The organism is Luteimonas sp. A649, assembly GCF_054072735.1.
This window is the reverse complement of sequence record NZ_JBSVRQ010000001.1, coordinates 388,013-408,679: the sequence shown is the minus strand read 5'-3', so window position 1 is coordinate 408,679 and position 20,667 is coordinate 388,013. Positions and strand designations below refer to the sequence as shown.

The 20,667-nt window shown below is 70.7% G+C and carries 26 protein-coding genes; 19 read left to right on the top strand and 7 right to left on the bottom strand.

The features are described 5' to 3' along the window. Nucleotides 1-99: 99 nt before the first annotated feature. Nucleotides 100-1,233, top strand: a complete 1,134-nt coding sequence (locus ACW5E8_RS01970; RefSeq protein WP_456963825.1) for an RNA polymerase sigma factor — start codon at nt 100-102, stop codon at nt 1,231-1,233. 499 nt (nt 1,234-1,732) lie between these two features. Here ACW5E8_RS01970 and ACW5E8_RS01965 read toward each other — a convergent pair whose 3' ends face one another. Next, complete coding sequence (locus tag ACW5E8_RS01965) at nt 1,733-2,419, bottom strand: hypothetical protein (protein ID WP_456963824.1); 687 nt, start codon at nt 2,417-2,419, stop codon at nt 1,733-1,735. 81 nt (nt 2,420-2,500) lie between these two features. Between ACW5E8_RS01965 and ACW5E8_RS01960 the strand changes: the two genes are divergently transcribed. The 7 genes from ACW5E8_RS01960 (at nt 2,501) to ACW5E8_RS01930 (ending at nt 7,531) form a co-directional block, all read left to right on the top strand. Next, a complete protein-coding gene (locus ACW5E8_RS01960) occupies nt 2,501-3,322 on the top strand; it encodes an arginyltransferase (protein ID WP_456963823.1) in 822 nt (273 codons plus the stop codon). Further along, nucleotides 3,289-4,551 carry an endonuclease/exonuclease/phosphatase family protein gene (locus ACW5E8_RS01955; protein ID WP_456963822.1) on the top strand — a complete coding sequence of 421 codons (1,263 nt, stop codon included), beginning with the start codon at nt 3,289-3,291 and terminating at the stop codon, nt 4,549-4,551. Before ACW5E8_RS01960 ends, ACW5E8_RS01955 begins: the two co-directional genes overlap by 34 nt. Nucleotides 4,552-4,632: 81 nt before the next feature. Then, a complete protein-coding gene (locus ACW5E8_RS01950; protein WP_456963821.1) occupies nt 4,633-4,983 on the top strand; it encodes a roadblock/LC7 domain-containing protein in 351 nt (116 codons plus the stop codon). A gap of 12 nt (nt 4,984-4,995) precedes the next feature. Beyond that, complete coding sequence (locus ACW5E8_RS01945; RefSeq protein ID WP_456965210.1) at nt 4,996-5,505, top strand: PAS domain-containing protein; 510 nt, start codon at nt 4,996-4,998, stop codon at nt 5,503-5,505. Then, the gene (locus tag ACW5E8_RS01940) at nt 5,502-6,251 is read left to right on the top strand and encodes a PhnD/SsuA/transferrin family substrate-binding protein (protein ID WP_456963820.1); all 750 of its coding nucleotides are present in this window, start codon (nt 5,502-5,504) and stop codon (nt 6,249-6,251) included. Before ACW5E8_RS01945 ends, ACW5E8_RS01940 begins: the two co-directional genes overlap by 4 nt. 6 nt (nt 6,252-6,257) lie before the next feature. Next, nucleotides 6,258-6,917, top strand: a complete 660-nt coding sequence (locus ACW5E8_RS01935) for a hypothetical protein (RefSeq protein WP_456963819.1) — start codon at nt 6,258-6,260, stop codon at nt 6,915-6,917. Beyond that, on the top strand, nt 6,914-7,531 hold the full coding sequence (locus ACW5E8_RS01930) for a hypothetical protein (protein WP_456963818.1): 618 nt from the start codon (nt 6,914-6,916) through the stop codon (nt 7,529-7,531). Before ACW5E8_RS01935 ends, ACW5E8_RS01930 begins: the two co-directional genes overlap by 4 nt. Before the next feature lie 10 nt (nt 7,532-7,541). Here the strand turns inward: ACW5E8_RS01930 and ACW5E8_RS01925 are convergent, their stop codons facing one another. Continuing rightward, nucleotides 7,542-7,910, bottom strand: a complete 369-nt coding sequence (locus tag ACW5E8_RS01925; protein WP_456963817.1) for a hypothetical protein — start codon at nt 7,908-7,910, stop codon at nt 7,542-7,544. 139 nt (nt 7,911-8,049) lie between these two features. On the opposite strand from ACW5E8_RS01925, the gene ACW5E8_RS01920 reads away from it, so the two are divergent. The 5 genes from ACW5E8_RS01920 (at nt 8,050) to rnk (ending at nt 11,078) form a co-directional block, all read left to right on the top strand. After that, a complete protein-coding gene (locus tag ACW5E8_RS01920) occupies nt 8,050-8,916 on the top strand; it encodes an SPFH domain-containing protein (RefSeq protein WP_456963816.1) in 867 nt (288 codons plus the stop codon). Between the two features lie 9 nt (nt 8,917-8,925). Continuing rightward, nucleotides 8,926-9,108 (top strand): Arc family DNA binding domain-containing protein, encoded by a 183-nt coding sequence (locus tag ACW5E8_RS01915; protein ID WP_456963815.1) that lies wholly within the window; start codon nt 8,926-8,928, stop codon nt 9,106-9,108. Then, nucleotides 9,105-9,710, top strand: a complete 606-nt coding sequence (locus tag ACW5E8_RS01910) for a hypothetical protein (RefSeq protein WP_456963814.1) — start codon at nt 9,105-9,107, stop codon at nt 9,708-9,710. The genes ACW5E8_RS01915 and ACW5E8_RS01910 overlap by 4 nt, the downstream gene beginning before the upstream one ends. A 10-nt stretch (nt 9,711-9,720) precedes the next feature. Then, nucleotides 9,721-10,539: a M15 family metallopeptidase gene (locus ACW5E8_RS01905; protein ID WP_456963813.1), complete on the top strand. Its 819-nt coding sequence runs from the start codon at nt 9,721-9,723 to the stop codon at nt 10,537-10,539. Between the two features lie 128 nt (nt 10,540-10,667). Then, nucleotides 10,668-11,078 (top strand): nucleoside diphosphate kinase regulator, encoded by a 411-nt coding sequence (gene rnk, locus ACW5E8_RS01900; protein WP_456963812.1) that lies wholly within the window; start codon nt 10,668-10,670, stop codon nt 11,076-11,078. A 30-nt stretch (nt 11,079-11,108) separates the two neighbouring features. On the opposite strand, the gene hda is transcribed toward rnk, so the two are convergent. The 3 genes from hda to ACW5E8_RS01885 are packed head-to-tail and all read right to left on the bottom strand — an operon-like array spanning nt 11,109 to nt 14,025. Then, entirely contained in the window at nt 11,109-11,804 is a 696-nt protein-coding gene (gene hda, locus ACW5E8_RS01895) for a DnaA regulatory inactivator Hda (protein WP_456963811.1), read from the bottom strand. Beyond that, nucleotides 11,801-12,946 (bottom strand): AI-2E family transporter, encoded by a 1,146-nt coding sequence (locus ACW5E8_RS01890; RefSeq protein WP_456963810.1) that lies wholly within the window; start codon nt 12,944-12,946, stop codon nt 11,801-11,803. The genes hda and ACW5E8_RS01890 overlap by 4 nt, the downstream gene beginning before the upstream one ends. 11 nt (nt 12,947-12,957) lie before the next feature. After that, complete coding sequence (locus ACW5E8_RS01885) at nt 12,958-14,025, bottom strand: DUF2066 domain-containing protein (protein ID WP_456963809.1); 1,068 nt, start codon at nt 14,023-14,025, stop codon at nt 12,958-12,960. Between the two features lie 29 nt (nt 14,026-14,054). Between ACW5E8_RS01885 and purM the strand changes: the two genes are divergently transcribed. From purM to ACW5E8_RS01865, 4 genes are read left to right on the top strand one after another with little or no spacing between them, the layout of a single operon-like run. Further along, nucleotides 14,055-15,185, top strand: coding sequence for a phosphoribosylformylglycinamidine cyclo-ligase (gene purM, locus ACW5E8_RS01880; RefSeq protein WP_456963808.1), 1,131 nt, complete (start codon nt 14,055-14,057; stop codon nt 15,183-15,185). 5 nt (nt 15,186-15,190) lie between these two features. After that, entirely contained in the window at nt 15,191-15,862 is a 672-nt protein-coding gene (gene purN / locus ACW5E8_RS01875; protein WP_456963807.1) for a phosphoribosylglycinamide formyltransferase, read from the top strand. 11 nt (nt 15,863-15,873) lie between these two features. Continuing rightward, nucleotides 15,874-16,692: a DUF3108 domain-containing protein gene (locus ACW5E8_RS01870; protein WP_456963806.1), complete on the top strand. Its 819-nt coding sequence runs from the start codon at nt 15,874-15,876 to the stop codon at nt 16,690-16,692. Continuing rightward, nucleotides 16,693-17,409, top strand: a complete 717-nt coding sequence (locus tag ACW5E8_RS01865; protein WP_456963805.1) for a DUF3108 domain-containing protein — start codon at nt 16,693-16,695, stop codon at nt 17,407-17,409. 54 nt (nt 17,410-17,463) lie between these two features. Here the strand turns inward: ACW5E8_RS01865 and murA are convergent, their stop codons facing one another. Beyond that, nucleotides 17,464-18,723, bottom strand: coding sequence for a UDP-N-acetylglucosamine 1-carboxyvinyltransferase (murA, locus tag ACW5E8_RS01860; RefSeq protein ID WP_456963804.1), 1,260 nt, complete (start codon nt 18,721-18,723; stop codon nt 17,464-17,466). Continuing rightward, a complete protein-coding gene (locus tag ACW5E8_RS01855) occupies nt 18,723-18,959 on the bottom strand; it encodes a BolA family protein (protein WP_456963803.1) in 237 nt (78 codons plus the stop codon). The genes murA and ACW5E8_RS01855 overlap by 1 nt, the downstream gene beginning before the upstream one ends. 126 nt (nt 18,960-19,085) lie before the next feature. On the opposite strand from ACW5E8_RS01855, the gene ACW5E8_RS01850 reads away from it, so the two are divergent. After that, nucleotides 19,086-20,090 carry a KpsF/GutQ family sugar-phosphate isomerase gene (locus ACW5E8_RS01850; RefSeq protein WP_456963802.1) on the top strand — a complete coding sequence of 335 codons (1,005 nt, stop codon included), beginning with the start codon at nt 19,086-19,088 and terminating at the stop codon, nt 20,088-20,090. A 10-nt stretch (nt 20,091-20,100) separates the two neighbouring features. After that, nucleotides 20,101-20,655: a KdsC family phosphatase gene (locus ACW5E8_RS01845; protein ID WP_456963801.1), complete on the top strand. Its 555-nt coding sequence runs from the start codon at nt 20,101-20,103 to the stop codon at nt 20,653-20,655. Nucleotides 20,656-20,667 lie beyond the last annotated feature (12 nt).

The following is a 20,667-nucleotide window of genomic DNA, read 5'->3' as shown; positions in this document are numbered from 1 at the left end:
GCGCGTTCCGGGCGGCTCCCTCATCCACGGGTCACGTTTCCCGCGCAGCACCGTCCAAGTAGGATTGGCGCTCTCCGGCGCCGCCACGCGAGCCCGCCCATGACCACCTGCGCCATCGACACCCTGATCCACCGGGAGCTCCCCGCCGCGGCCGGCGGCTGCCAGCAGGCCTATACCCGCATCATCGTCGCCAGCCAGAACACGGTGACCGCGGTCGCGCTGGCCATCACCCGCGACCCGACCGCCAGCCAGGACATCGCGCAGGAGGCGTTCCTGTCGGCGTGGCAGAACCTCAAGCGGCTGCAGAACCCGGCCAGCTTCCTGCCCTGGCTGCGCCAGATCACCCGCAACCTCGCCTATGACCACCTGCGCCGGCACCGCCAGCGCACGGTGGACGGCGAAGCCGCCGAAATCGCCATCAACCACGCCGCGGATCCCTCGGCGCTGCCCGAAGAGCAGCTGATCGACGCCGAGCGCGAGCGCATGGCCGCGGAGCTGATTTCCGAACTGCCCGAAGAGAGCCGCGAAGTGCTGCTGCTCTATTACCGGGAAGGCCAGAACTCGCGCCAGGTGGCGGAGCTCCTCGGGCTGTCGGACGCGGCGGTACGCAAGCGCCTGTCGCGCGCCCGCAAAAGCCTGCGCGACGACCTGCTCACGCGCTTCGGCGATTTCGCCCGCGCCACCGCGCCCGGCACGGCGTTCGCGATCGGTGTCACCGCCATGCTCGGGATCAGCCGCCCGGCGGCGGCGGCCGGCTTCGCCAAGGTCGGCGGCAGTGTGCTCGGCGGCGTGCTGGGCAAGGGCGTGCTCGGCACCGCCGGCGCGCTCGGCGGCGGCCTGCTCGCGGGCCTGGTCACCGCCTGGCTGTGCCGCAAGATGCTCACCGCCTACGCCGACGACGAAACCGAGCACGCCGGGATCCTGGCCGTGTACCACACCTATCTGTGGACTTCGCTGGTGGCCCTCGGCCTGACCCTGGGATCGGCCTTCGCATTCGACAGCCTGGTGCCGACCTATGCCCTCGCGCTGGCGGCGATCGCGATCCTCAACTACCAGTTGCTCGGGCCGCTGGCGCGCACCATGCGCCCGCTGCTGCGCCGCGATGCCATTCGCAACCCGGAAGGCGCGCGCTCGCGGCAGCTGCTGTACCGCCTGACCTTCGGTCCCAGCGGGGTCGCGATCAGCAACCTCGCGATCCTCGGCGGACTGGTGCTGCTGTACCTCAAGGGCTGAGGCGCAGCACGCATTCCGAGGCAAAAAAAGTTCATCTCCCAACTCCGGGGCAACGGTTTCCGCAAGGAGTTTCTGCATCTTGGCTATGCCGGCGACGTGGAGGGTCCCGCCGTGGCCGGGAGGCCTTCGCGGCTCATGTCCTCCGGCATCCGCCTGGCGGCGGATGCCTCCTCCTTTACTTCCCCGCGAAGGCCTCCCGGCCACGGCGGGACTCGGCTTCGGCCGCAGATGCGCATGGCCCCGGGCTTCGCTCCTGGGTCACCGCGCACTGCTGCGCACGCGTGCCAAGGCCCTTGAGAGCGAAGTAGAGGAGGAGGCGATGGCCGAAGGCCAGCGCCGGGGGACATGAGCACTCAAGGGCCTTGGCACCCGGCGCCCGAGAGGATCAATGGCGCGCCATTCCCTCAGTTGGGAAAAGAACCCAAAAAAAGCCCGCGCCGTGAGGCGCGGGCCCGGCACCGGTCGAACCGGCGCCACCCCATCAGCGGGAACGCTTCACTCAGCGGCGCTTGCCGGCCTCGAGCTCCGCGCGGCCAAGGAAGCCGTCACGGTTGTCGTCCATCCACGCGAAGCGCTTGGACAGGCGCGGCATCTTCTCGTCGACCTCGACCCGGCTGAGCTTGCCGTCCTTGTTGAGGTCGGCCGCGACGAAGGCTTCGGCGAAGCGCTCGGCATGCTTCTCGCGCATCTGCTGCCGCATGCGGTCGCGATGGGCCATCGCCTCGCTGCGGACGATGTAGCCATCCTTGTCGGCATCCATGGCATCGAAGTCGAACGCCATGCGCGGGCCGCGTGCCATGCCGTCCCGGGCAGGACGTCCGGGCCGATCGGCGCGCGTGCGGCGCGGGGCTTCGCCGGCGCCGGCCTTCTCGCGCTCGGCGATGCGCGCTGCATGCGCCTGCTCGCGGGCGGCCTTGGCGGCGTCGAACTCGGCGCGGCTGATGCGGCCATCTTCGTCGGCGTCCATGCGCTCGATGCCGCCGCGCATGGCGTGGCCACCGCGATGGCCGAAGTGGCCCCTGCCATGGCGCGTGGCGCGCCCATCCTTGCCGGCCGCGCGCGGGGCGTCGGTGGCGGCACCGGCCGCCGGAGCGGCGGGCGTGGAGGACTGGGCGACCGCCAGGCCGGCAGTACCAACGGAAGCCACGGCCAGGGCGGTGGCGAAGAACAGGGCATGACGCTTCATGCGTGACTCCTTTGCTGGCAGCGGCATTGCTGCAGGTGTCCAGTCAACGCATGGCACCTCTTGAAGTTGACGGGCGCGCGGATGCGTTCAGCTGCCAGCCGGTTCGCAGCGCCTGCAACGCGGCGCAGTATCCTGCGCGCATGTACCGCGCTGTCCTCGCTTCGCCACGCCGGGCCCGCCATGGCTGAGCCCGCACCGCTGCGCCTGTTCCATACCGCCGAACACCCCTGCGGCTACTGGCCTGAACGCACGGCGCGCGACCTGGTGCTCGATCCCGGCGACCCGCGCCTTGGCGAGTCCTACGCACGCGCGCTGCAGTGGGGCTTCCGCCGTTCGGGCGATATCGTCTATCGCCCGCACTGCCACGGTTGCCGCGCGTGCGTGGCGGTGCGCATCCCCGTTGCCGAATTCGTGCCCGACCGCAGCCAGCGCCGCTGCCTGGCGCGCAACGCCGATGTGCAGGCGCGGATCCTTCCCGCCGGCGAGTCGGCAGAGCGCTTCGAGCTCTACCGCCGCTACCTCACCGGCCGCCACCCCGGCGGCGGCATGGATGACCATGGCAAGGCGGAGTTCGCGCAGTTCCTGGTCGGCAGCTGGTCGCAGGGCCGCTTCCTGGAACTGCGCGCGGGCGGGCGGCTGCTGGCGGTGGCTGTCACGGACCTGGTGGATGATGCGCTGTCGGCGGTCTACACCTTCTACGACCCGGGCGAGGCCGCGCGCGGGCTGGGCACGCTGGCGATCCTGCAGCAGATCGACTGGGCCCGGCGCGACGGGCGCCGCCACCTCTACCTCGGCTACTGGATTTCGGGACACATGAAGATGGATTACAAACGCAGGTTCCAGCCCCTCCAACAGTTCGACGGTCGCGGATGGCGCCCCCTCCCACGCGGCGGCGAAGCATGAGCACGCGCCTGCTCGCCCTGCTCTGCTGCGCGATCCTTGCCGGATGCGTGCGCGTCAACATCCACGGGGATCCCGACCAGGCCATGACCCGGACCAGCACACTGCGCGTTGCCAGCTACAACGCCTCGCTCTATTCCGACGAAGCCGGCGGCCTGCTGCGGCGACTCCAGTCCGACGATGCCGACGCGCGCAAGGTCGCGGCGGTGCTGCAGCGCGTGCGCCCGGACGTGGTGCTCGTCAACGAGTTCGATTACGACGCCTCCGGCCGCGCCGCGGATGCCTTCCAGCGCGACTACCTCGAGGTTCCGCAGGCCGGTGGCGGCGCTGCGCTGCGCTATCCCTACCGCTACATCGCGCCGGTGAACACCGGCGTGCCCAGCGGCCTCGACCTCGACCGCAGCGGCCACGTCGGTGCCGCGCTGCCGGTGCCCGGGGAAGACGCGGCCGCCGCGCGCGGGCGCGGCAACGACGCCTGGGGCTACGGCCTGCACCCGGGCCAGTACGGGATGCTGCTGCTGTCGATGCACCCGATCGACGCCGCCGCCGCGCGCACGTTCCAGCTGCTGCCGTGGAGCGCCATGCCCGGCGCCGCCCGCCCCGTCGATCCGGACACCGGTGCGCCGTGGCACGACGATGCGACCTGGGCACGGCTGCGCCTGTCCTCGAAGTCGCACTGGGACGTGCCGGTACGCACTCCGCTGGGCACCGTGCACATGCTGGCCTCGCATCCGACGCCGCCGGTCTTCGACGGCCCCGAGGACCGCAACGGCGCACGCAACCACGACGAGATCCGGCTGTGGAACGAGTACATCGGTGGCGGCGACGCGTCCTGGCTGTGCGATGACGGCGGCCGCTGCGGCGGACTGGCGGCGGACGCACGCTTCGTGATCCTCGGCGACCTCAACAACGATCCCGCCGACGGCGACGGCAGGCACGAGGCGATCGTCGAACTGCTCGAGCATCCACGCGTGCTTCGCATGGCCACGCCACGCAGCGCGGGCGGTGCGCACGCCGGTGCCGGACGCGCGGACCGCCGCGGCAATCCGGCGCATGCCACCGGCGACTTCGGCCCACGCGTGGGTCCGCTGCGCCTGGACTATGCCCTGCCCTCGACCGGCTTCGACCTGGTCGACGCGGGCGTTTTCTGGCCTGCCCCGCACGAAGACGGCGCCGGCGTGGTCGACGGCAGCGACCATCGGCTGGTCTGGGTGGACCTCGCCGTGCATTGACCAGAATCAACAGGGGTCGGCAGCCCCCGCCACAAAATGTGGCGATTCCCCACGTACGGCTGCCTCCCCATGCGAATGCACGTGTTCCAGAAAACCCTGGACGATCTCAATGGCTCCTCGTCCGACATCGAAGCGTCGGCACTGATTTCAGTCGACGGCCTGATGATGGCCGCCTCCATGCCCCAGTCGATGGACGAGGATCGCGTTGGCGCGATGTCGGCCGCGATGCTGTCGCTGGGCGAACGCACCGCCCGTGAACTCGCGCGCGGCTCGCTGGAGCGCGTGCTGGTCCAGGGCGAACAGGGCTGCGTGATCATGACCTCGGCCGGCCCGGAGGCCGTGCTGACCGTGCTGGCCAAGCAGAACGCCCGCCTCGGCCTGATCTTCCTGGACATCAAGCGCGCCGCGCACGCGTTCTCGCAGTCCATCTGACGGGGCGTGACGATGCCACTCCAGGACATGGCCGAACCAGGCCTGCCGTTCGAATCGGCGCGACTCGACTTCCACGATGGCAGCACGCGGCAGGTCCACTGGACCGACGTGGAGACGCCCTTCCCCGAAGGCCGCCTGATCGTGTCGAGGACCGATCTCGACGGCGTGGTCACGCATGCCAATGACGCGTTCGTGGAGATGAGCGCCTACGAGCGCGACGAACTGATCGGCGCCCCGCACGCCATCCTCCGCCACCCGGAGATGCCCAGGCGCGCTTTCCAGGATCTCTGGGACACGCTGCGTTCCGGCAAAAAATGGAATGGCTACGTCAAGAACCTGCGCAAGGACGGCGGCTATTACTGGGTGTATGCGACCGCGATCCCCAACGTGCGCAACGGCACGGTCGTGGGCTATTCCTCGGTACGTCGCAAGCCCTCGCGGCGGAAGATCGAGGAGCTGATCCCGGTCTATCGGCAATGGTGCGAGGAAGAGCGCACGGCGCTCACCGGAGCCGGATCATGACGCTCAATTTCCTGGTCGCGCCGGACTTCCCGCCGCAGCATTTTCCCGGCTGGCACATGCTCAACACCGTGCTGCAGCGGCGCTCCGGGATCGGCCTGCACCTGCTGCTGCCCTCCGGCGCCGGGGAACAGGCCCGGATGGTGGCCGAGGACCGCGCCGACCTGGTCTACGCCAATCCCTTCGACGCCAGCGGACTGGTGCGCGACAAGGGCTTCCTGCCCGTGGTGCGGCCGGTCAACCGCCCCGACGAGATGGTGATCGCGGTGGCCGAGGCATCGCCCTGCCGGTCGGTCGAGGACCTGCGGCCGGGCAACACCATCGTGCTCACCGACAACCGCGACGTGAAGCTCATCGGCCTGCGCCTGATCGAACCCGCCGACCTCGTCGATGCCGACCTGGCGTGGCACGAAGTCGACAGCTACCAGGCCGCCGCCCGGCAGCTGATCCAGGGCAGGGCGAACGCCGCCTTCTTCCTGGCCAGCGCCTTCCACTCGCTGTCGCGGCTGACCCGTTCGCAGATGCACGTGGTGATGGAAAGCCGCCTCCGTGACATCAGCCACGTCGTGCTCGCGCATCCGCGCATGGCTGATGACCTTCCCCTGATAAGCGACGCGCTGCTCGCCTTGGGCAATGACGACGCAGGTCGCGAGGTGCTGGATGCCGTGGGCCTTGGCGAAGGCTTCGAGGCGATCGGAAACGAGGACACCGAGTTCATGATCGACCTCATGGACACCTTGCTGGAGTAGCCGCGAATGAGCGCTGACCCCACCCGCGCCGCGCGCGAAGCCTTCCGCGCAGGCACGCGCCGCATCCGGTCCGAGCCCACCGACGCCGCAGTGCACTTGACGCGCCTGGGCGCAGCCATGCGCATGGAGGGCAGCGAGCCGGTGCAGGGCGCGCTGGCCGACCTGTTCCACGCGCTTCCCGCCGCGGCGGGAAGCATCCACCTCACGGCGCTGCAGCTCGCGGCGCCGCGCCTCGGGCAACACGTCGCCGACGCGTTCCGCCGCCTCTGCCAGGGCCGGACCCTGGCGGCCGTGCACCCGTTGGCCACGCGCTGGTCGGTGCTTTGCCAGCCTTCGGCCGAGGTCCCCGCGCGGGTCCGCCGGACCAGCCCCGATGAGTCCAGGCGGCGCGCGGCGCAGGTGGTGCAATCCCTGTGCGAGGGCGGCCCCCTGGAAGCTTCGCGGATGGAGCGCGAATTCCTGGAGCACTGCATTTCCTGCCAGGACAAGCTGGCTTTCATGCTTGCCACGCGTGAACTCCGCCGCCAGCAGGTGTGGCTGGCGGCCAGCTGGCAGCAGGCCGCCAGCTGGCTCGAGCAACATGACAGCAACGGCAGCCTGGATCGCGGCGCCAGCATCACCGTCGAGGGCGCTCTGGCCCCGAGCGACAGGGAGACAACTGCATGAACCACGACGCCGAATGGCTGACCCTTACGCCGCAGGGCGTGCTGCACGCCTTCGACCGGCCGGATCCGGATCCGGCACGCCGCGCCCTGCAGGGGCTGCTGGCCGGGCGCCAGGCGCCGACCCGCGCCGCCTGGTGCGAGACCGCGGGACCCGATGCGCCGGCAGTGCTGGCCGATGCGCTGGAGCGGCACTGGATACAGCCGCTGCGGCGCTGCGTGGCCGGACCCGACATCCGCCTGGATGATTTCGCCCAGCACGTGATCGCGCCGCTGTCGGGTGAGCGCCGCGCGGTACTGGCCTCGGAATCCGGATTCAGCCTTGGCCACGCCGGGCTCAGCCAGGACGAAGCCGATGCGACCGCCGCCGCAGCCGCCGACTTCTCAGGTTACGCACTCCGCCAAGGCCAGCGCGGCTGGGACGGCGCCCAGCGCAGCGTGTCGTTCTTCCGCGATCCGCAGATGCTGCTGCCCGAGTGGAGCTTCGTCCCGTTCTGGGTGGACGGCAGCGGCTACTGGCTGGCGATCGGCGGCGAGCCCCTGCTCAACAACCTGGCCATGGTCGAACTGGTGTGGAGCATCCGCCTGGCGGCCAACCGCTTCGCCGCGCCTGCATAACGCGGCGCGATCAGGGGGCAGGCTTGCCGGCGGCGTCCGCGTCAGCCGCCGGCGCCGGGGAATCCGTAGCGGGCAGCGCCACCATCGGTGGCGGCGCCTCGTAGCTGCGCGGCCCGAAGCCGAACATGCCGCCGCTTTCGCGCGACACGATCATCCGCACCATCGACGACGGCACCATTAGTTCCAGCGTGATGTCCTCGCCCGTGGGCATCCGGCCCTTCATCGTCAGCTCGATCAGCGCGCCACCGGTGTCGATCTCATCGCAGGGCACGTGCGGCCCCACCACGGGGCTGTCCTGGAGATAGGGTTTGATGGCGTCCCCGAGGGCTTCGAGCGCCTGCGGGAAGAAAAACACGGCGTAGCCGTCGCGGCCTTTCATCAGTGGTGGGCTCCCGGAATCGATGCCGGCATCTTCGCAGGTTGGTGCCACGACCGCGCCGCCGGGGTTGACAGATAGATATCATATTGATATCAAATCATCTCGCCTCGCTACCTCCACCGCACTCCCGGAGACCGCCATGAAGGAAAATCCCGTCCGCTCGTTCCCCGGCATCCCGATGCTGCTTGCGCTGCTCGCCATCGTCCTGGCCGGTGGCTGGCTCGTCTTCCAGGCCACGACCCCGGGTGGCACGGCCTTCCATCTGGTGGCCGGCATCATCGCCGCCGCCGTCGCCGGGCTCTGCCTCCTCGGCCTGTACATGGTCGAACCCAACCAGTCGGCGGTGCTGAGCCTGTTCGGCAAGTACGTCGGCACCGTCCACGAGAACGGCCTGCGCTGGAACAACCCTTTCTTCACCAAGCGCAAGGTCAGCTTGCGCATCCGCAACTTCGAAAGCGGCAAGCTCAAGGTCAACGAGCTCGATGGCAGCCCGATCGAGATCGCCGCGGTGATCGTGTGGAAGGTGGTCGATTCCGCGGAGGCCGTGTTCAACGTCGACGACTACGAAAGCTTCGTGCACATCCAGTCCGAGGCGGCGCTGCGCGGGATGGCCACCAGCTATCCCTACGACCAGCACGAGGACGGCCAGATGTCCCTGCGCAGCCATGCGGCCGAGATCTCCATCGAGCTCAAGCGGCACCTGGACGAGCGCCTGGGTTCCGCGGGCGTGGATGTCCTGGACGCGCGCATCAGCCACCTCGCCTACGCACCCGAGATCGCGCACGCGATGCTGCAGCGGCAGCAGGCCAATGCCGTGGTCGCGGCGCGCACGCGCATCGTCGCCGGCGCCTGCGGCATGGTGGAGCTGGCGCTGGCCGAACTCGAGCGCAGCGGCGTGGTCACGCTGGACGAAGAGCGCAAGGCCGCGATGGTCAGCAACCTGCTGGTGGTGCTGTGCAGCGACCGTGGCGCACAGCCAGTGGTCAACTCCGGCTCGCTGTACTGATGGCGCGCCGTGGCTGAGAAGAAGGCCTACCCGCTGCGCATCAACGCCGAGGTGCTGGCTGCGGTGCAGCGCTGGGCGGACGATGACCTGCGCAGCGCCAACGCGCAGATCGAATACCTGTTGCGCGACGCCCTGCGCAAGGCCGGGCGGCTGCCCGGACCGGACACGAAGAAAATGGAGGATCGCCAATGAGCGCTGCACACCGGAGCCACCGCGACGCCAGGACTGCGGGCGACGGTCCGCTGGCACTGGTCCAGGCGTCCCCGCGCGCGAAGGCCTGGCTGTTCGCGCTGGTGGTCGCGCTGCCGCTGGCGCTTGTCGGCATCGTTGAACTGTCCGGCGGCCGCGGTTCCGCCGAGGGCGGCACCGCCCTGGCGTGGCGGGCGGGCGCCGGCGTCGCCGGACTCTGCGTGCTGCTGTGGGCAGCGCTGGTCATCCTGGTGCGCCGTCACCGGCTGCGGTTCGACGCCGGCGGGATGGAGGTCGCAACCACCTTCTACAGCCGGCGCCTCGCCCTTGCCGAACTCGGCCTGGACGCCGCGCGCGTGGTCAACCTGGATGAGCGCCCCGACGTCCGGCCGATGCTGCGCACCAACGGCCTCGCCATTCCCGGCTTCCGCAGCGGCTGGTACCGCCTGCGCAACGGCCACCGCGCCCTGGTCGCCACCGCCGGTGGCCGGCGCCTGCTGTGGATCCCGACCGCCGCCGGCCACGACCTGCTGCTGCAGCCCGGGGACCCGCAGGCGCTGCTCGACCGGCTGCGCGCGATGGCGGCCGCCGCCACGAGCCGCTAGCCTCCCTGCCATGCGCGGCCACGCACCCATCCTCGCCAACACGCCGGACATCGAACTCTGGCCCGGCGGCCTGCTGCGCGCGCGCGGCAACCGCGACGCGCGCGCCCTGGCCCGCGCACGCACCGTCCTGCGGCGCAAGCGCGACGGCACCCTGCTTGCCGCCGACCTGCCCGAGGGCCTGTTGCCGCTGGTCCCGCGGCTGGCCCGCGAGCCCGGCCTGGATGCCGCCCTCGACGCCCTCGAGCACCCGCCACACCACGCCACGCGCAACGGCATCGACGCGGTGCCCAGCCTGCAGCCGACCGGCCTGCGCGCGCGCCTCGAGGCCCTGGACATCGACGGCGACGCCTACGCGGAGCGCACCGGGCTGGCACTGGAACCCGAACCGGCGTGGCTGGCATCCGCCGGCCACGACCGCTACCGCCGCGCCCTGTGGCTGCGCGTGGATGCGGCGCGCGGCTGGCGCCACCTGGTCGACGCCGCACGCCGCGACGGCATCGTGCTGGAAGCCGTCTCCGGCTACCGCAGCCACGACTACCAGGCCGGCATCATCGAGCGGAAGCGCGCCCGGGGGCTCGGGATCGCGGACATCCTGGCCGTCAATGCCGCCCCGGGCTGGTCGGAGCACCACTCGGGCTGCGCCGTCGACATCAGCGCCCCGGGCGAACCCGCCGCCGAGGAGTCCTTCGAGGCCACCCCCGCGTTCACCTGGCTCCAGGCCAATGCCGGCGCGCTCGGCTTCACCCTGAGCTACCCCCGTGGCAACCCCCACGGTATCGTGTACGAGCCCTGGCACTGGCGCTTCGGAAACAGCTCGCGCGACGATTGAGAATGCGGCCGGCTGCAGCTACATTGGATGCCAAGGAAACATCGTAGCCACCAGTACCCCCGCGCCCCGGCCGACGCGAGTCGCCCGGGGCGCGCTGCTGCGGCAAACGCATTGCAGGAGACGCACGCGTGAACACCCGACCCAAGATCACCATCTCCACGCTGGACTCGGAGCGCCTGGAAGCGCTGCTCGAGTCCCTTCCCGACGGCGCCTTCCCCGGCCGCGACGCGCTCGAAGCCGAGCTGCTGCGCGCCGACGTGGTCCCGCCCAAGGACGTCCCCGGCACCACGGTCACCATGAATTCGACCGTGCGCTTCCGCGTGGGCCCGGACGAGAGCTTCCAGCTCACCCTGGTCTACCCGCGCGACGCCAACGGCAGCGCCGACCGCATTTCCGTGCTCGCACCCGTCGGCAGCGCCCTGCTGGGCCTGTCCCAGGGCGACGAGATGGAATGGCCCAAGCCCGGCGGCGGCAGCATCAAGGTGCTGATCGAGGAAGTGACCTACCAGCCCGAACGCGCCGGCGAATACCACCGCTGAGGTCGACGGCCGCCAGCAGGCGGCGAACCGTCAGGCGCCGCTGGCGCCCAGCACTTCGCGCAGGAAGGGCACGGTCACCCGCCGCTGCGCGGCCAGCGAGGCCCGGTCCAGCGCATCCAGCTGGGCGGTGAGCCCCGCGAGGTCGCGCCCCGCGCGCCGCAGCAACCACGTGATCGCGGCCTCGTCGAACTGGAGGCCGCGGCGCCGTGCGCGCAGGCGCAGCACCTCGGCGCGGCCGACGTCGTCCAGCGGCTGCAGGGCGATGCGCGCGCACTGCGCCAGGCGCGAGCGCAGGTCGGGCAGCCCGAGCGGCAGCGTTCCCGGCGCCGCCGTGGCCGTATAGAGCACGCCGCCCCCCGCGGCGCGCGCACGGTTGTGGAAATCAAACAGCGCGAGCTCGTCGTCGCGGCGTCCGGCGATCGCCTCGAGCCCGTCCAGCGCCACCAGCCCCAGTCCGTCCAGCGCTTCCAGCGCTTGGTCCAGCCGCCCTGCCGCGGTCACCAGCGGCAGGTAGGCCGCACCGCGTCCAGAGGTTTCGACAGCGGCGCAGGCGGCCAGCGCCAAGTGGGTCTTGCCGGTGCCCGGTGCACCGTCCAGGTACAGCCAGCCGCCGCTGCCGGCGGCCAGCGCCTGCAACTGTGCGAGCGCGCCAGGCGGCGCGCCGACGAAGGTTTCGAAACGCTGGTCGGGTGGGTAGCGCAGCGCCAGCGGCAGCTGCCTGCTCACGCGTCGTCGCGGCCCGGCCCGGAGTCCGTGCCCACCAGGATCTCCGGGGCGTCGCCCGCGCGGCCCGCGTAAAGCCGGCTCGCGGTGTAGCGCTCGTGCGCGAAGCGCAGCAGGACGTTCACCACCGCTGCCGCCGGCAGCGCGATCAGCATGCCGACGAAGCCGAACAGCACCCCGCCGGCCATCACCGCGAAGATCACCGCCACCGGATGCAGGCCGATCCGGTCGCCGACAAGCTTCGGCGTCAGCCAGTAGCTCTCGATCACCTGGCCGAGCGTGAACACCACGGCCACGCCCAGCAGGTGCTTCCAGTCCCCGTATTCGATCAGCGCCGCGACCACGCCGAGCACGATGCCGGTGGCCGGACCGATGTAGGGGATGAAGGTGAACAGCCCGGCGATCAGGCCGATCAGCAGGCCCAGCTCCAGGCCCACCAGCCACAGGCCGATGCCGTACATCACGCCCAGGATCACCATCACCAGGAACTGTCCGCGCAGGAAGCCGCCGAGCACCTCGCTGGATTCGCGCGCCAGGCGCGTCGCCGTCGCGACGTGGTCGCGCGGGATCATCGACTCGATGCGTTCGACCATGCGGTCCCAGTCGCGCAGGAAGAAGAACGTGATCACCGGCAGCAGCACGATGTTCGCCACCCAGGTCAGCATGGCGACGCCGGAGCGGGAGACCACGCCCAGCGCGGTGGCGGCGATGCCGCCGGCGCGTTCTGAGTGCTCGCGGAAGTACTCCATCAACCGCTCGGGGTCCATCCAGCCATCGATGTCGATCCCGGTACGCGCCTCCAGCCAGGGCAGCGCGGTCTGCAGCGTCCAGTCCCAGTAGCCCGGCAGGGCTTCGCCCAGCGTGCGGACCTGCGCCACGATCAAGGGCACCAGGATCACCAGCGCAAGCACCAGGAACAGCAGCATCACGGTGAACACCATCACCACGGCCACGTTGCGCGAGCGCCCGGACTGCTCGAGGCGATCGACCAGCGGATCGCCCATCCAGGCCAGCAGCGCGGCAAGCACGAACGGCGTCAGCACCGCGCCCAGCCGCCAGACCAGCCAGCCGACCGCGAACAACAGCAGTGCCCATTGCAGGCGCACGAGGAAGCGCGAAACCACCTGGTCGGCGTGTTCGTTCATGGGTCCGGGCCTCAGCGCAGGTGGAACTCGGGCGGCACGCCCTCGATGTTGGCGCCGGATTCGACCAGGATCGCGTCGTCAAGCACGCGGCGGAAACCCTCGAGTCCGGTCAGCAGGTCGAGCTCCAGCTCCAGGCTGTTCGGCGTTGCGCGCAACGGCCGGATCCCGCGCACCACCGAAGTCGACTGCAGCCACGAGGACAGGCGCACGAAATCGTTGCTGCTGTTGATCCCGGTCACCACCATGCGCTCGATGGCGGGTTCGCCCACGGGGCTGGCCTTGGCGTAGCGGCGCACCAGGGCATCGGCTGCGCCGTCCGCACCCGAGGCGATGACGCGGCGGGCGAGCGCGTCTTCGTTCGACCAGGTCGCCAGCACGCGGCCGTCGTCGACGAAGGTCCAGTCGGCCTTCCAGCCCGCACCTGCGCGGTAGAGCTTGCCGATCAGCTGCATCGGCGGGCGGTAGCGCGCGGACAGCCGCGATACCGCAGCGGTGTCGCCGCGCCAGATCGCGCCCACCACGGCCTTCTCCGCGGCACTGCCACCCGGCAGCCCCAGGCGGTAGCCACGTTCGATGGCACGGTCGAGCACCGGCCGGGCGACGTTGTTCTGCCCCACGGCGACCAGGCGCGGGCCGCTGCCGTCATCGATCGCCAGCCACAGCACCGGCTTGGGACGGGGCTCCGGCCAGACAGGCAGGCCCAGCGCGCCGGCGATGGCATTGACGTCTTCCTCGCGGAAGCGCACCACCAGCATCGTGGTGTAGGTCGGCGAACCCGCGGCCGAACGGCCCTCGTCCTGGCGGTAGTCGTAGCCCTCGACGAAGTCCCCGGCGCGGCGCAGTTCGCGCGAGACGCCGGGACGGTTGGCGACCCCGGCGTCGCCGGACATCTTGCCCAGCACCTGCGCCAGCGCCCGGGCGAAGCCCGACTGGCGCGCGGATTCAGCCTGGCTCCCGACCGCGACCTCGGCCTGGTACATGCCGCTGGCCCCGGCGCGGTCGCCCTCCATGCGCTGCGCGTGCGCCCATCCGGGGAGCAGCAGCGCAAGCAGCAACGTGATCAGCAACGCCTTGGGCATCATCGTTCCAGGGACCGTGTCAGGCCGGAATGGTGCCGCAGCGGCGCCCCCGCGTCCATGAAGACGGCTCCGGGACTGCTAAAATCGACGCTTTCCCGCTCCGGCGAGCCATCGTGACCAGCCCCACTCCGCTGACCTACCGTGATGCAGGCGTCGATATCGATGCCGGCAATGAAGTCGTCGAACGCATCAAGCCGCTGGTGAAGCGGACCTTCCGCCCCGAGGTGATGGGCGGCCTGGGCGGCTTTGGCGCGCTGTTCGACCTCTCGGGCAAGTACCGGGAGCCGGTGCTGGTCTCGGGCACCGACGGCGTCGGCACCAAGCTCAAGCTCGCGCAGCAGCTCGGCCGCCACGACACGATCGGCATCGACCTGGTGGGCATGTGCGTGAACGACGTGCTGGTGCAGGGCGCCGAGCCGCTGTTCTTCCTCGACTACTTCGCCACCGGCAAGCTCGACATCGACACCACGGTGGCCGTGGTCGGCGGCATCGCCAAGGGCTGCGAACTCGCCGGTTGCGCGCTGATCGGCGGCGAGACCGCCGAGATGCCGGACATGTACGGCCCGGGCGAGTACGACCTGGCGGGCTTCACCGTCGGCGCCGTGGAGAAGTCCGAACTGCGCGACGGCGGCCGCGTCGCTGCCGGCGACGTGCTGATCGGCATCGCCTCCAGCGGCCCGCATTCCAACGGCTACTCGTTGGTCCGCCGCATCTACGACCGCGCCGGCCGCCCCGGCGATGTCGACCTCGACGGCGTGCGCCTGGAAGACGCGCTGATGGCGCCGACCGCGCTGTACGTGAAGCCGGTGCTGGAACTTCTGCGCGGGGCCGAAGGTGCGTCGATCCACGCCATGGCGCATATCACCGGTGGCGGCCTGACCGAGAACATCATCCGCGTGGTGCCCGATGGCCTGGCGCTGGACATCGATGCCGGTGCCTGGACGATGCCGGCGGTGTTCGACTGGCTGCAGCGCGAAGGCGCGGTGGCGCGCGAAGAGATGTGGCGCACCTTCAACTGCGGCATCGGCTTCGTGCTGGTGGTCGATCCCGCGCGTGCGGCGGCGGTGTCCGCGGCGCTCGACGCGCTGGCACTGGCGCACTGGACGATCGGCAGCGTGGCACCGGCAACTGCCGGCACGGCGCGCGTGCGCATCGGCTGAGCGCGATGGCAGTGGCCCCCACGACCCCGCGCCTGGCGGTGCTGGCCTCGGGGCGCGGCAGCAACCTGCAGGCGATCCTCGACGCAATCGCTGACGGCCGCCTGGACGCGCGCGTGGCCGGCGTCTTCGGGGATCGCCCCAAAGCCGTGGCGCTGCAGCGCGCGCGCGATGCGGGCATTCCGGCGCGCGGCCTGCGGCCGCGGGATTTCACCGAACGCCGTGACTACGATGCCGCGCTGTTCGCCGCGGTCGCCGCCGTGGAGCCCGACTTCATCGTCTGCGCCGGCTACATGCGCCTGCTCGGCGCCGAGGCGCTCGAACCCTGGCAGGGCAGGATCATCAACATCCACCCGTCGCTGCTGCCGGACTTCAAGGGATTGGACACGCACGCGCGGGCGCTGGAAGGCGGCGTCGCCGAGCATGGCGCCAGCCTGCACTACGTCACCGCCGACCTCGATGGCGGCCCAGTGATCGCGCAGGCGCGGGTCCCTGTCCTGCCCGGTGACGATGCCGACGCACTGGCCGCGCGCGTGCTCGCGGTGGAACACCCGCTGATGCTGGCGACGCTGCAAATGCTGTGTGCTGGTCGCATCACCCTGCGCGACGCCACGGTCGAACTCGACGGACAGGCGCTCAAGGCCCCGCTTCAGCTGGCATCCAACCGCCTGCGGGCATGATCCGGTCCTTCATGGACACCCCCACTCCCCTCCTGCCCCTGGCCCTCGCGCTGGCCTTGGCGACCACGTTCGGCAGCGCGCCGACGCGCGCCGGGGACACTGCGGCCGCCGCTGCGGCCACGACGGCGGACGGTGGCGCGGGCGTCGATGCCCCCGCCGCGGTGGAATCCGTCGATGCGCACGAACTCCAGCCCTTCGTCGCCACCTACGACGCGTGGAACGAAGGCAAGCCCGCCGGCACCGCCAACATGGCGCTGGCGCGCATCGACGGGCACTGGAGGGTTGACCTCGACATCACCGGCAACCGCGGCCTGGCGCGCTGGATCCGCCTGGATATCGACCAGGGCACGGTCTTCGACGAAGTCGACGGCAAGTACCGCCCGTTGCGCCAGGACACGCAACGCAAGGCGCTGTTCATGGGCCGCGAGGTCGAAGGTGTCTACGACTGGCAGGCCGGCGTCGCGCGCTGGAGCGGCGACATCAAGCCCGAACGCCGCAAGCCCGTGCCGCTGCAGGACGGCGACATGAGCGGGCTGCTGATCAACCTGGCCATCATCCGCGACGCCCTGCCCGGACGCAGCCTGAGCTATCGCTTCGTCGACGGCGGCCGCGTGCGCCAGCACGAGTACACGGTGGCCGAGGCCGCTGAATACCTCGAGGTCGACGGCCTGTCGTACGAAGCCATGCGGGTTTCACGCACCAACGGCGGCAACGATGAAACCATCGTGTGGGTGGCGCGCGGCGTGCCGACGCCCATCCGCATCCTGCAGCGCGAAAACGGCGAAGACGCCATCGACCTGCGCCTGGTCGCATATCAAGGAGCCCCCTAGATGCAGAACCTGAAGTCCATCCGCGGCCGTGCCGCGCTCGTCGCCTCCGGCTTGCTGCTGGCCCTCTCCGCCGCGCCCGCGCTTGCGATCGAGGCCTTCACCGCCGACTACCAGGCCAACTACATGGGCATGGAAGCAACCGCGACCATGAGCCTCGCCAGTGCCGGCCAGGACCGCTGGGAGTACCGCATCGACATCGGCGGCATGGGCGCCGAACTCGCGCAGAGCACCGTGTTCGAAATCGACGGCGACGCGTGGCGCCCGCTGAAGAGCGTCGACAGCCAGCGCGGCACCAGCGGCCTGGCGGCGATGCTGGTCAAGCGCAAGACGGTCACCGCCGACTACGACTGGGGTCGCGGCGAAGCACGCTGGACCGGAGACGTGAAGGACGACCGCGCCGGCCCGGTGAAGCTGCGCGCGGGTGACCTCGACGGCATGCTGATGAACCTGGTGCTGGTGCGCGACGTGGCTGCGGGCAAGCCGCTCAACTACCGCCTGGTCGAGGACGGCCGGGTCAAGCGCCAGAACTTCGAAGTCGCCGGCCAGGAAACGATCCAGGTCGGCGGCAAGTCACACGAGGCCACGCGCGTCGTGCGCAGGGACGGCAAGCGCGAGATCATCGCGTGGGTCGTGGACGGCCTGCCGGTGCCGGCGCGGGTACTGCAGCGGCGCGATGGCAAGGACCACATCGATCTGCGGCTGACCGCGGTGCGCTGACGCGCCTCACCGGCAGCACGAACCGGGGCCCTGCGATGCAGTGCCCTCTTCGTTTCAGTCGATCCGCTGGATCCGCGCACCAAGACCAGACAGCTTCCGCTCGATGTGCTCGTAGCCGCGATCCAGGTGGTAGATGCGGTCGATCAGCGTCTCGCCTTCGGCGACCAGGCCCGCCAGCACCAGTGATGCCGACGCGCGCAGGTCGGTCGCCATCACCGGCGCCCCGCTGAGGCGCTCGACGCCGGTGACCTTGGCCCGGTTGCCATCGATCTGGATGTCCGCACCCAGCCGCATCAGCTCGTTCACGTGCATGAAGCGGTTTTCGAAGATCGTCTCGTCGATCGTCGCCACGCCCTCGGCGATGCAGTCCAGGGCCATGAACTGCGCCTGCATGTCGGTCGGGAACGCCGGGTGCGGCGCGGTGGTGATGTCGACGGCACGCGGACGGCGGCCACGCATGTCGATGGTGATGCGGTCGCGATCGATGGCGATGTCGCCGCCGGCCGCGGCCAGCCGCTCCAGCACCGCGTCCATGGTGTCCGGCCGCGCATGGGTGATCGTGACGCGCCCGCCGGTGATTGCGCCTGCGACAAGGAAGGTGCCAGCCTCGATGCGGTCGGCGACCACGTCGTGCCGCGCGCCGTGCAGCCGGTCGACGCCGTGCACGACGATGCGCGAACCGCCCGCGCCTTCGATGTCCGCGCCCATCGCCAGCAGGCAGTCGGCGAGGTCGACGATCTCGGGCTCGCGCGCGGCGTTGTCGATGACCGTCGTGCCCTGCGCCAGCGTGGCCGCCATCAGCAGGTTCTCGGTGGCGCCGACGCTGACCGTGTCGAAGGCGACATGGGCGCCCTGCAGGCGGCCGGCGCGGGCGTTGATGAAACCGTGCTCGACGGTGATGCGCGCGCCGAGTGCCTCGAGCGCACGGATGTGCAGGTCGACCGGGCGCGAGCCGATCGCGCAGCCGCCGGGCAGCGCGACTTCGGCGGCGCCATGGCGTGCCACCAGCGGCCCGAGCACCAGCACCGAGGCGCGCATCGTGCGCACCAGCTCGTAGGGCGCGATGTGGCTGTTGACGCCGCGGGGATCCACCACCACGTGGCTGCCGTCGGCGTCATGGGTGACGCCCGCGCCGAGTCCGTCGAGGACGCGCGCGGTGGTGACCACGTCATGCAGGTGCGGGACGTTGCCGATCTCCACCGGCTCGTCGGCCAGCAGGGTCGCGCACAGGATCGGAAGCACGGCGTTCTTGGCGCCGGACACGCGGATCTCACCCTCCAGGGGCACTCCGCCACTCACCAAGATCTTCTGCATCAGGCGGACCGGTGCTCGTCGGGGGTCTGCGTCCGCAGGGCCAGGGCGTGGATCTCGTTGCCCATCAGCGCGCCCAGGGTGGCGTAGACCATGCGATGGCGGGCCAGCGGCAGGCGACCGCCGAAATCCGGGTGCACCACCAGCGCCTCGAAATGCACGCCGTCGTCGCCACGAACATCGACATCGGCGCCCGGCAGGCCCTGCTCGATGAGTTTGCGGATGGTGTCTGCGTCCAAGGGGTTCTTCCCGTAATGAAGGGCAAATGAGCGGCCGTCCAGCGCCGGCGCAAAGGCGCGCAGGCCACGGGACAATCCGCGTAAGATGAACGGGTTAGCCTAACAAAAAAAGGGTCCGGCCCGGAAATGTCCGGCAGCAGCCACCAGCCAGCCAGCGCCGTCGGCGCGCACGATTTCGCGGCCAGCGGCCGCCGTGTATTCGAGATCGAGGGCCGGGGCCTGGCCGCCGTGGCCGCCCGCATCGACGGCGACTTTTCCCGCGCCTGCGCCCTGCTGCTCGCCTGCCGCGGACGCGTGGTCTGCACCGGCATGGGCAAGTCCGGCCACGTGGCCCGCAAGATCGCCGCCACCTTCGCGTCCACCGGCACGCCCGCGTTCTACGTCCACCCCGGCGAAGCCGGCCACGGCGACCTGGGCATGGTTACCGACGCCGACGTCGTGCTGGCGCTCTCGTACTCCGGCGAATCCGACGAAGTGCTGCAGCTGCTCCCGGTGCTCAAGCGCCAGGGCAACCCGCTGGTGTCCCTGACCGGACGCGTCGGCTCGACGCTGGCCAGCGCCGCCGCCGTGCACCTGGACGTCAGCGTGCCCGAAGAGGCCTGCCCGCTGCACCTGGCGCCGACGTCGAGCACCACCGCCTCGCTGGCCATGGGCGACGCACTGGCCGTGGCCCTGCTCGAGGCCCGCGGCTTCACCGCCGACGACTTCGCGCGCTCGCACCCCGCCGGCGCGCTCGGCCGCCGCCTGCTGCTGCACATCGCCGATGTCATGCACACCGGCGATGCCGTGCCCTGCGTGCCCGCGCACGCCACCATCAGCGAAGCGCTGGCCGAAATCAGCCGCAAGATGCTGGGCATGACCGCGGTGGTCGACGACGACGGCCGCCTGCTTGGCCTGTACACCGACGGCGACCTGCGCCGCAGCCTCGATGCCGGCATCGACGTGCGCACCACGCCCATCTCCGAAGTGATGACGCGCAGCCCGCGCACCATCGGCCCCGACGCGCTGGCAGCGGAAGCCGCGCAGCTGATGGAGGCGCACAAGATCGGTGGCCTGGTGGTCGTGGAGGACGACGGCCGCGTGGCCGGCGCCCTGAATATTCACGACCTGTTGCGTGCACGCGTGGTGTGATCACGTGTTCATGCCCGCCCACAGCCGCCCCGCTCCGTCCACCGAATTGCTCGCACGCGCCGCGCGCATCCGCCTGGCGTGTTTCGACGTCGATGGCACCCTGACCGACGGACGCCTGTACATCGCGGCCGATGGCACCGAGACCAAGGCCTTCCACGTCCACGACGGCCTTGGCCTGTCGCTGCTGCTCCGCGCCGGCATCGCGGTGGTGTTCGTGACCGCGCGTTCCAGCGCGGCGGCCGAGATCCGCGCCCGCGACCTCGGCGTCGAAGCCCACACCGGCATCAAGGACAAGCTCGCCTGCGTCGAAGGCCTGCGCACGCGCATGGGCCTGGCCGCCGACGAGGTCGCCTTCATGGGCGACGACCTCACCGATCTGGCGGTGCTGTCCGCCGCCGGCCTGGCAGCCGCGCCTGCCGATGCGCAGCCGGCGATCCTCGGCCACGTGCACTGGCAATCCGCGCACCGTGGCGGCGAAGGCGCGGCGCGCGAGTTCTGCGAGCTGCTGCTGGCCGCCCGTGGCGACGCCGGCGCCGGTGGCGATGCCGCGGGGGCAGGCCAGTGAACTGGCGCGGCG

Bases quoted from the DNA above. Each gene is read 5' to 3' on its own strand.
- ACW5E8_RS01970 (WP_456963825.1), top strand. From the start codon at position 100: ATGACCACCTGCGCCATCGACACCCTGATCCACCGGGAGCTCCCCGCC.
- ACW5E8_RS01965 (WP_456963824.1), bottom strand. From the start codon at position 2,419: ATGAAGCGTCATGCCCTGTTCTTCGCCACCGCCCTGGCCGTGGCTTCC.
- ACW5E8_RS01960 (WP_456963823.1), top strand. From the start codon at position 2,501: ATGCGTTCAGCTGCCAGCCGGTTCGCAGCGCCTGCAACGCGGCGCAGT.
- ACW5E8_RS01955 (WP_456963822.1), top strand. From the start codon at position 3,289: ATGGCGCCCCCTCCCACGCGGCGGCGAAGCATGAGCACGCGCCTGCTC.
- ACW5E8_RS01945 (WP_456965210.1), top strand. From the start codon at position 4,996: ATGCCACTCCAGGACATGGCCGAACCAGGCCTGCCGTTCGAATCGGCG.
- ACW5E8_RS01940 (WP_456963820.1), top strand. From the start codon at position 5,502: ATGACGCTCAATTTCCTGGTCGCGCCGGACTTCCCGCCGCAGCATTTT.
- ACW5E8_RS01935 (WP_456963819.1), top strand. From the start codon at position 6,258: ATGAGCGCTGACCCCACCCGCGCCGCGCGCGAAGCCTTCCGCGCAGGC.
- ACW5E8_RS01930 (WP_456963818.1), top strand. From the start codon at position 6,914: ATGAACCACGACGCCGAATGGCTGACCCTTACGCCGCAGGGCGTGCTG.
- ACW5E8_RS01925 (WP_456963817.1), bottom strand. From the start codon at position 7,910: ATGAAAGGCCGCGACGGCTACGCCGTGTTTTTCTTCCCGCAGGCGCTC.
- ACW5E8_RS01920 (WP_456963816.1), top strand. From the start codon at position 8,050: ATGAAGGAAAATCCCGTCCGCTCGTTCCCCGGCATCCCGATGCTGCTT.
- ACW5E8_RS01910 (WP_456963814.1), top strand. From the start codon at position 9,105: ATGAGCGCTGCACACCGGAGCCACCGCGACGCCAGGACTGCGGGCGAC.
- ACW5E8_RS01905 (WP_456963813.1), top strand. From the start codon at position 9,721: ATGCGCGGCCACGCACCCATCCTCGCCAACACGCCGGACATCGAACTC.
- ACW5E8_RS01890 (WP_456963810.1), bottom strand. From the start codon at position 12,946: ATGAACGAACACGCCGACCAGGTGGTTTCGCGCTTCCTCGTGCGCCTG.
- ACW5E8_RS01885 (WP_456963809.1), bottom strand. From the start codon at position 14,025: ATGCCCAAGGCGTTGCTGATCACGTTGCTGCTTGCGCTGCTGCTCCCC.
- purM (WP_456963808.1), top strand. From the start codon at position 14,055: ATGGTGCCGCAGCGGCGCCCCCGCGTCCATGAAGACGGCTCCGGGACT.
- purN (WP_456963807.1), top strand. From the start codon at position 15,191: ATGGCAGTGGCCCCCACGACCCCGCGCCTGGCGGTGCTGGCCTCGGGG.
- ACW5E8_RS01870 (WP_456963806.1), top strand. From the start codon at position 15,874: ATGGACACCCCCACTCCCCTCCTGCCCCTGGCCCTCGCGCTGGCCTTG.
- ACW5E8_RS01865 (WP_456963805.1), top strand. From the start codon at position 16,693: ATGCAGAACCTGAAGTCCATCCGCGGCCGTGCCGCGCTCGTCGCCTCC.
- murA (WP_456963804.1), bottom strand. From the start codon at position 18,723: ATGCAGAAGATCTTGGTGAGTGGCGGAGTGCCCCTGGAGGGTGAGATC.
- ACW5E8_RS01850 (WP_456963802.1), top strand. From the start codon at position 19,086: ATGTCCGGCAGCAGCCACCAGCCAGCCAGCGCCGTCGGCGCGCACGAT.
- ACW5E8_RS01845 (WP_456963801.1), top strand. From the start codon at position 20,101: ATGCCCGCCCACAGCCGCCCCGCTCCGTCCACCGAATTGCTCGCACGC.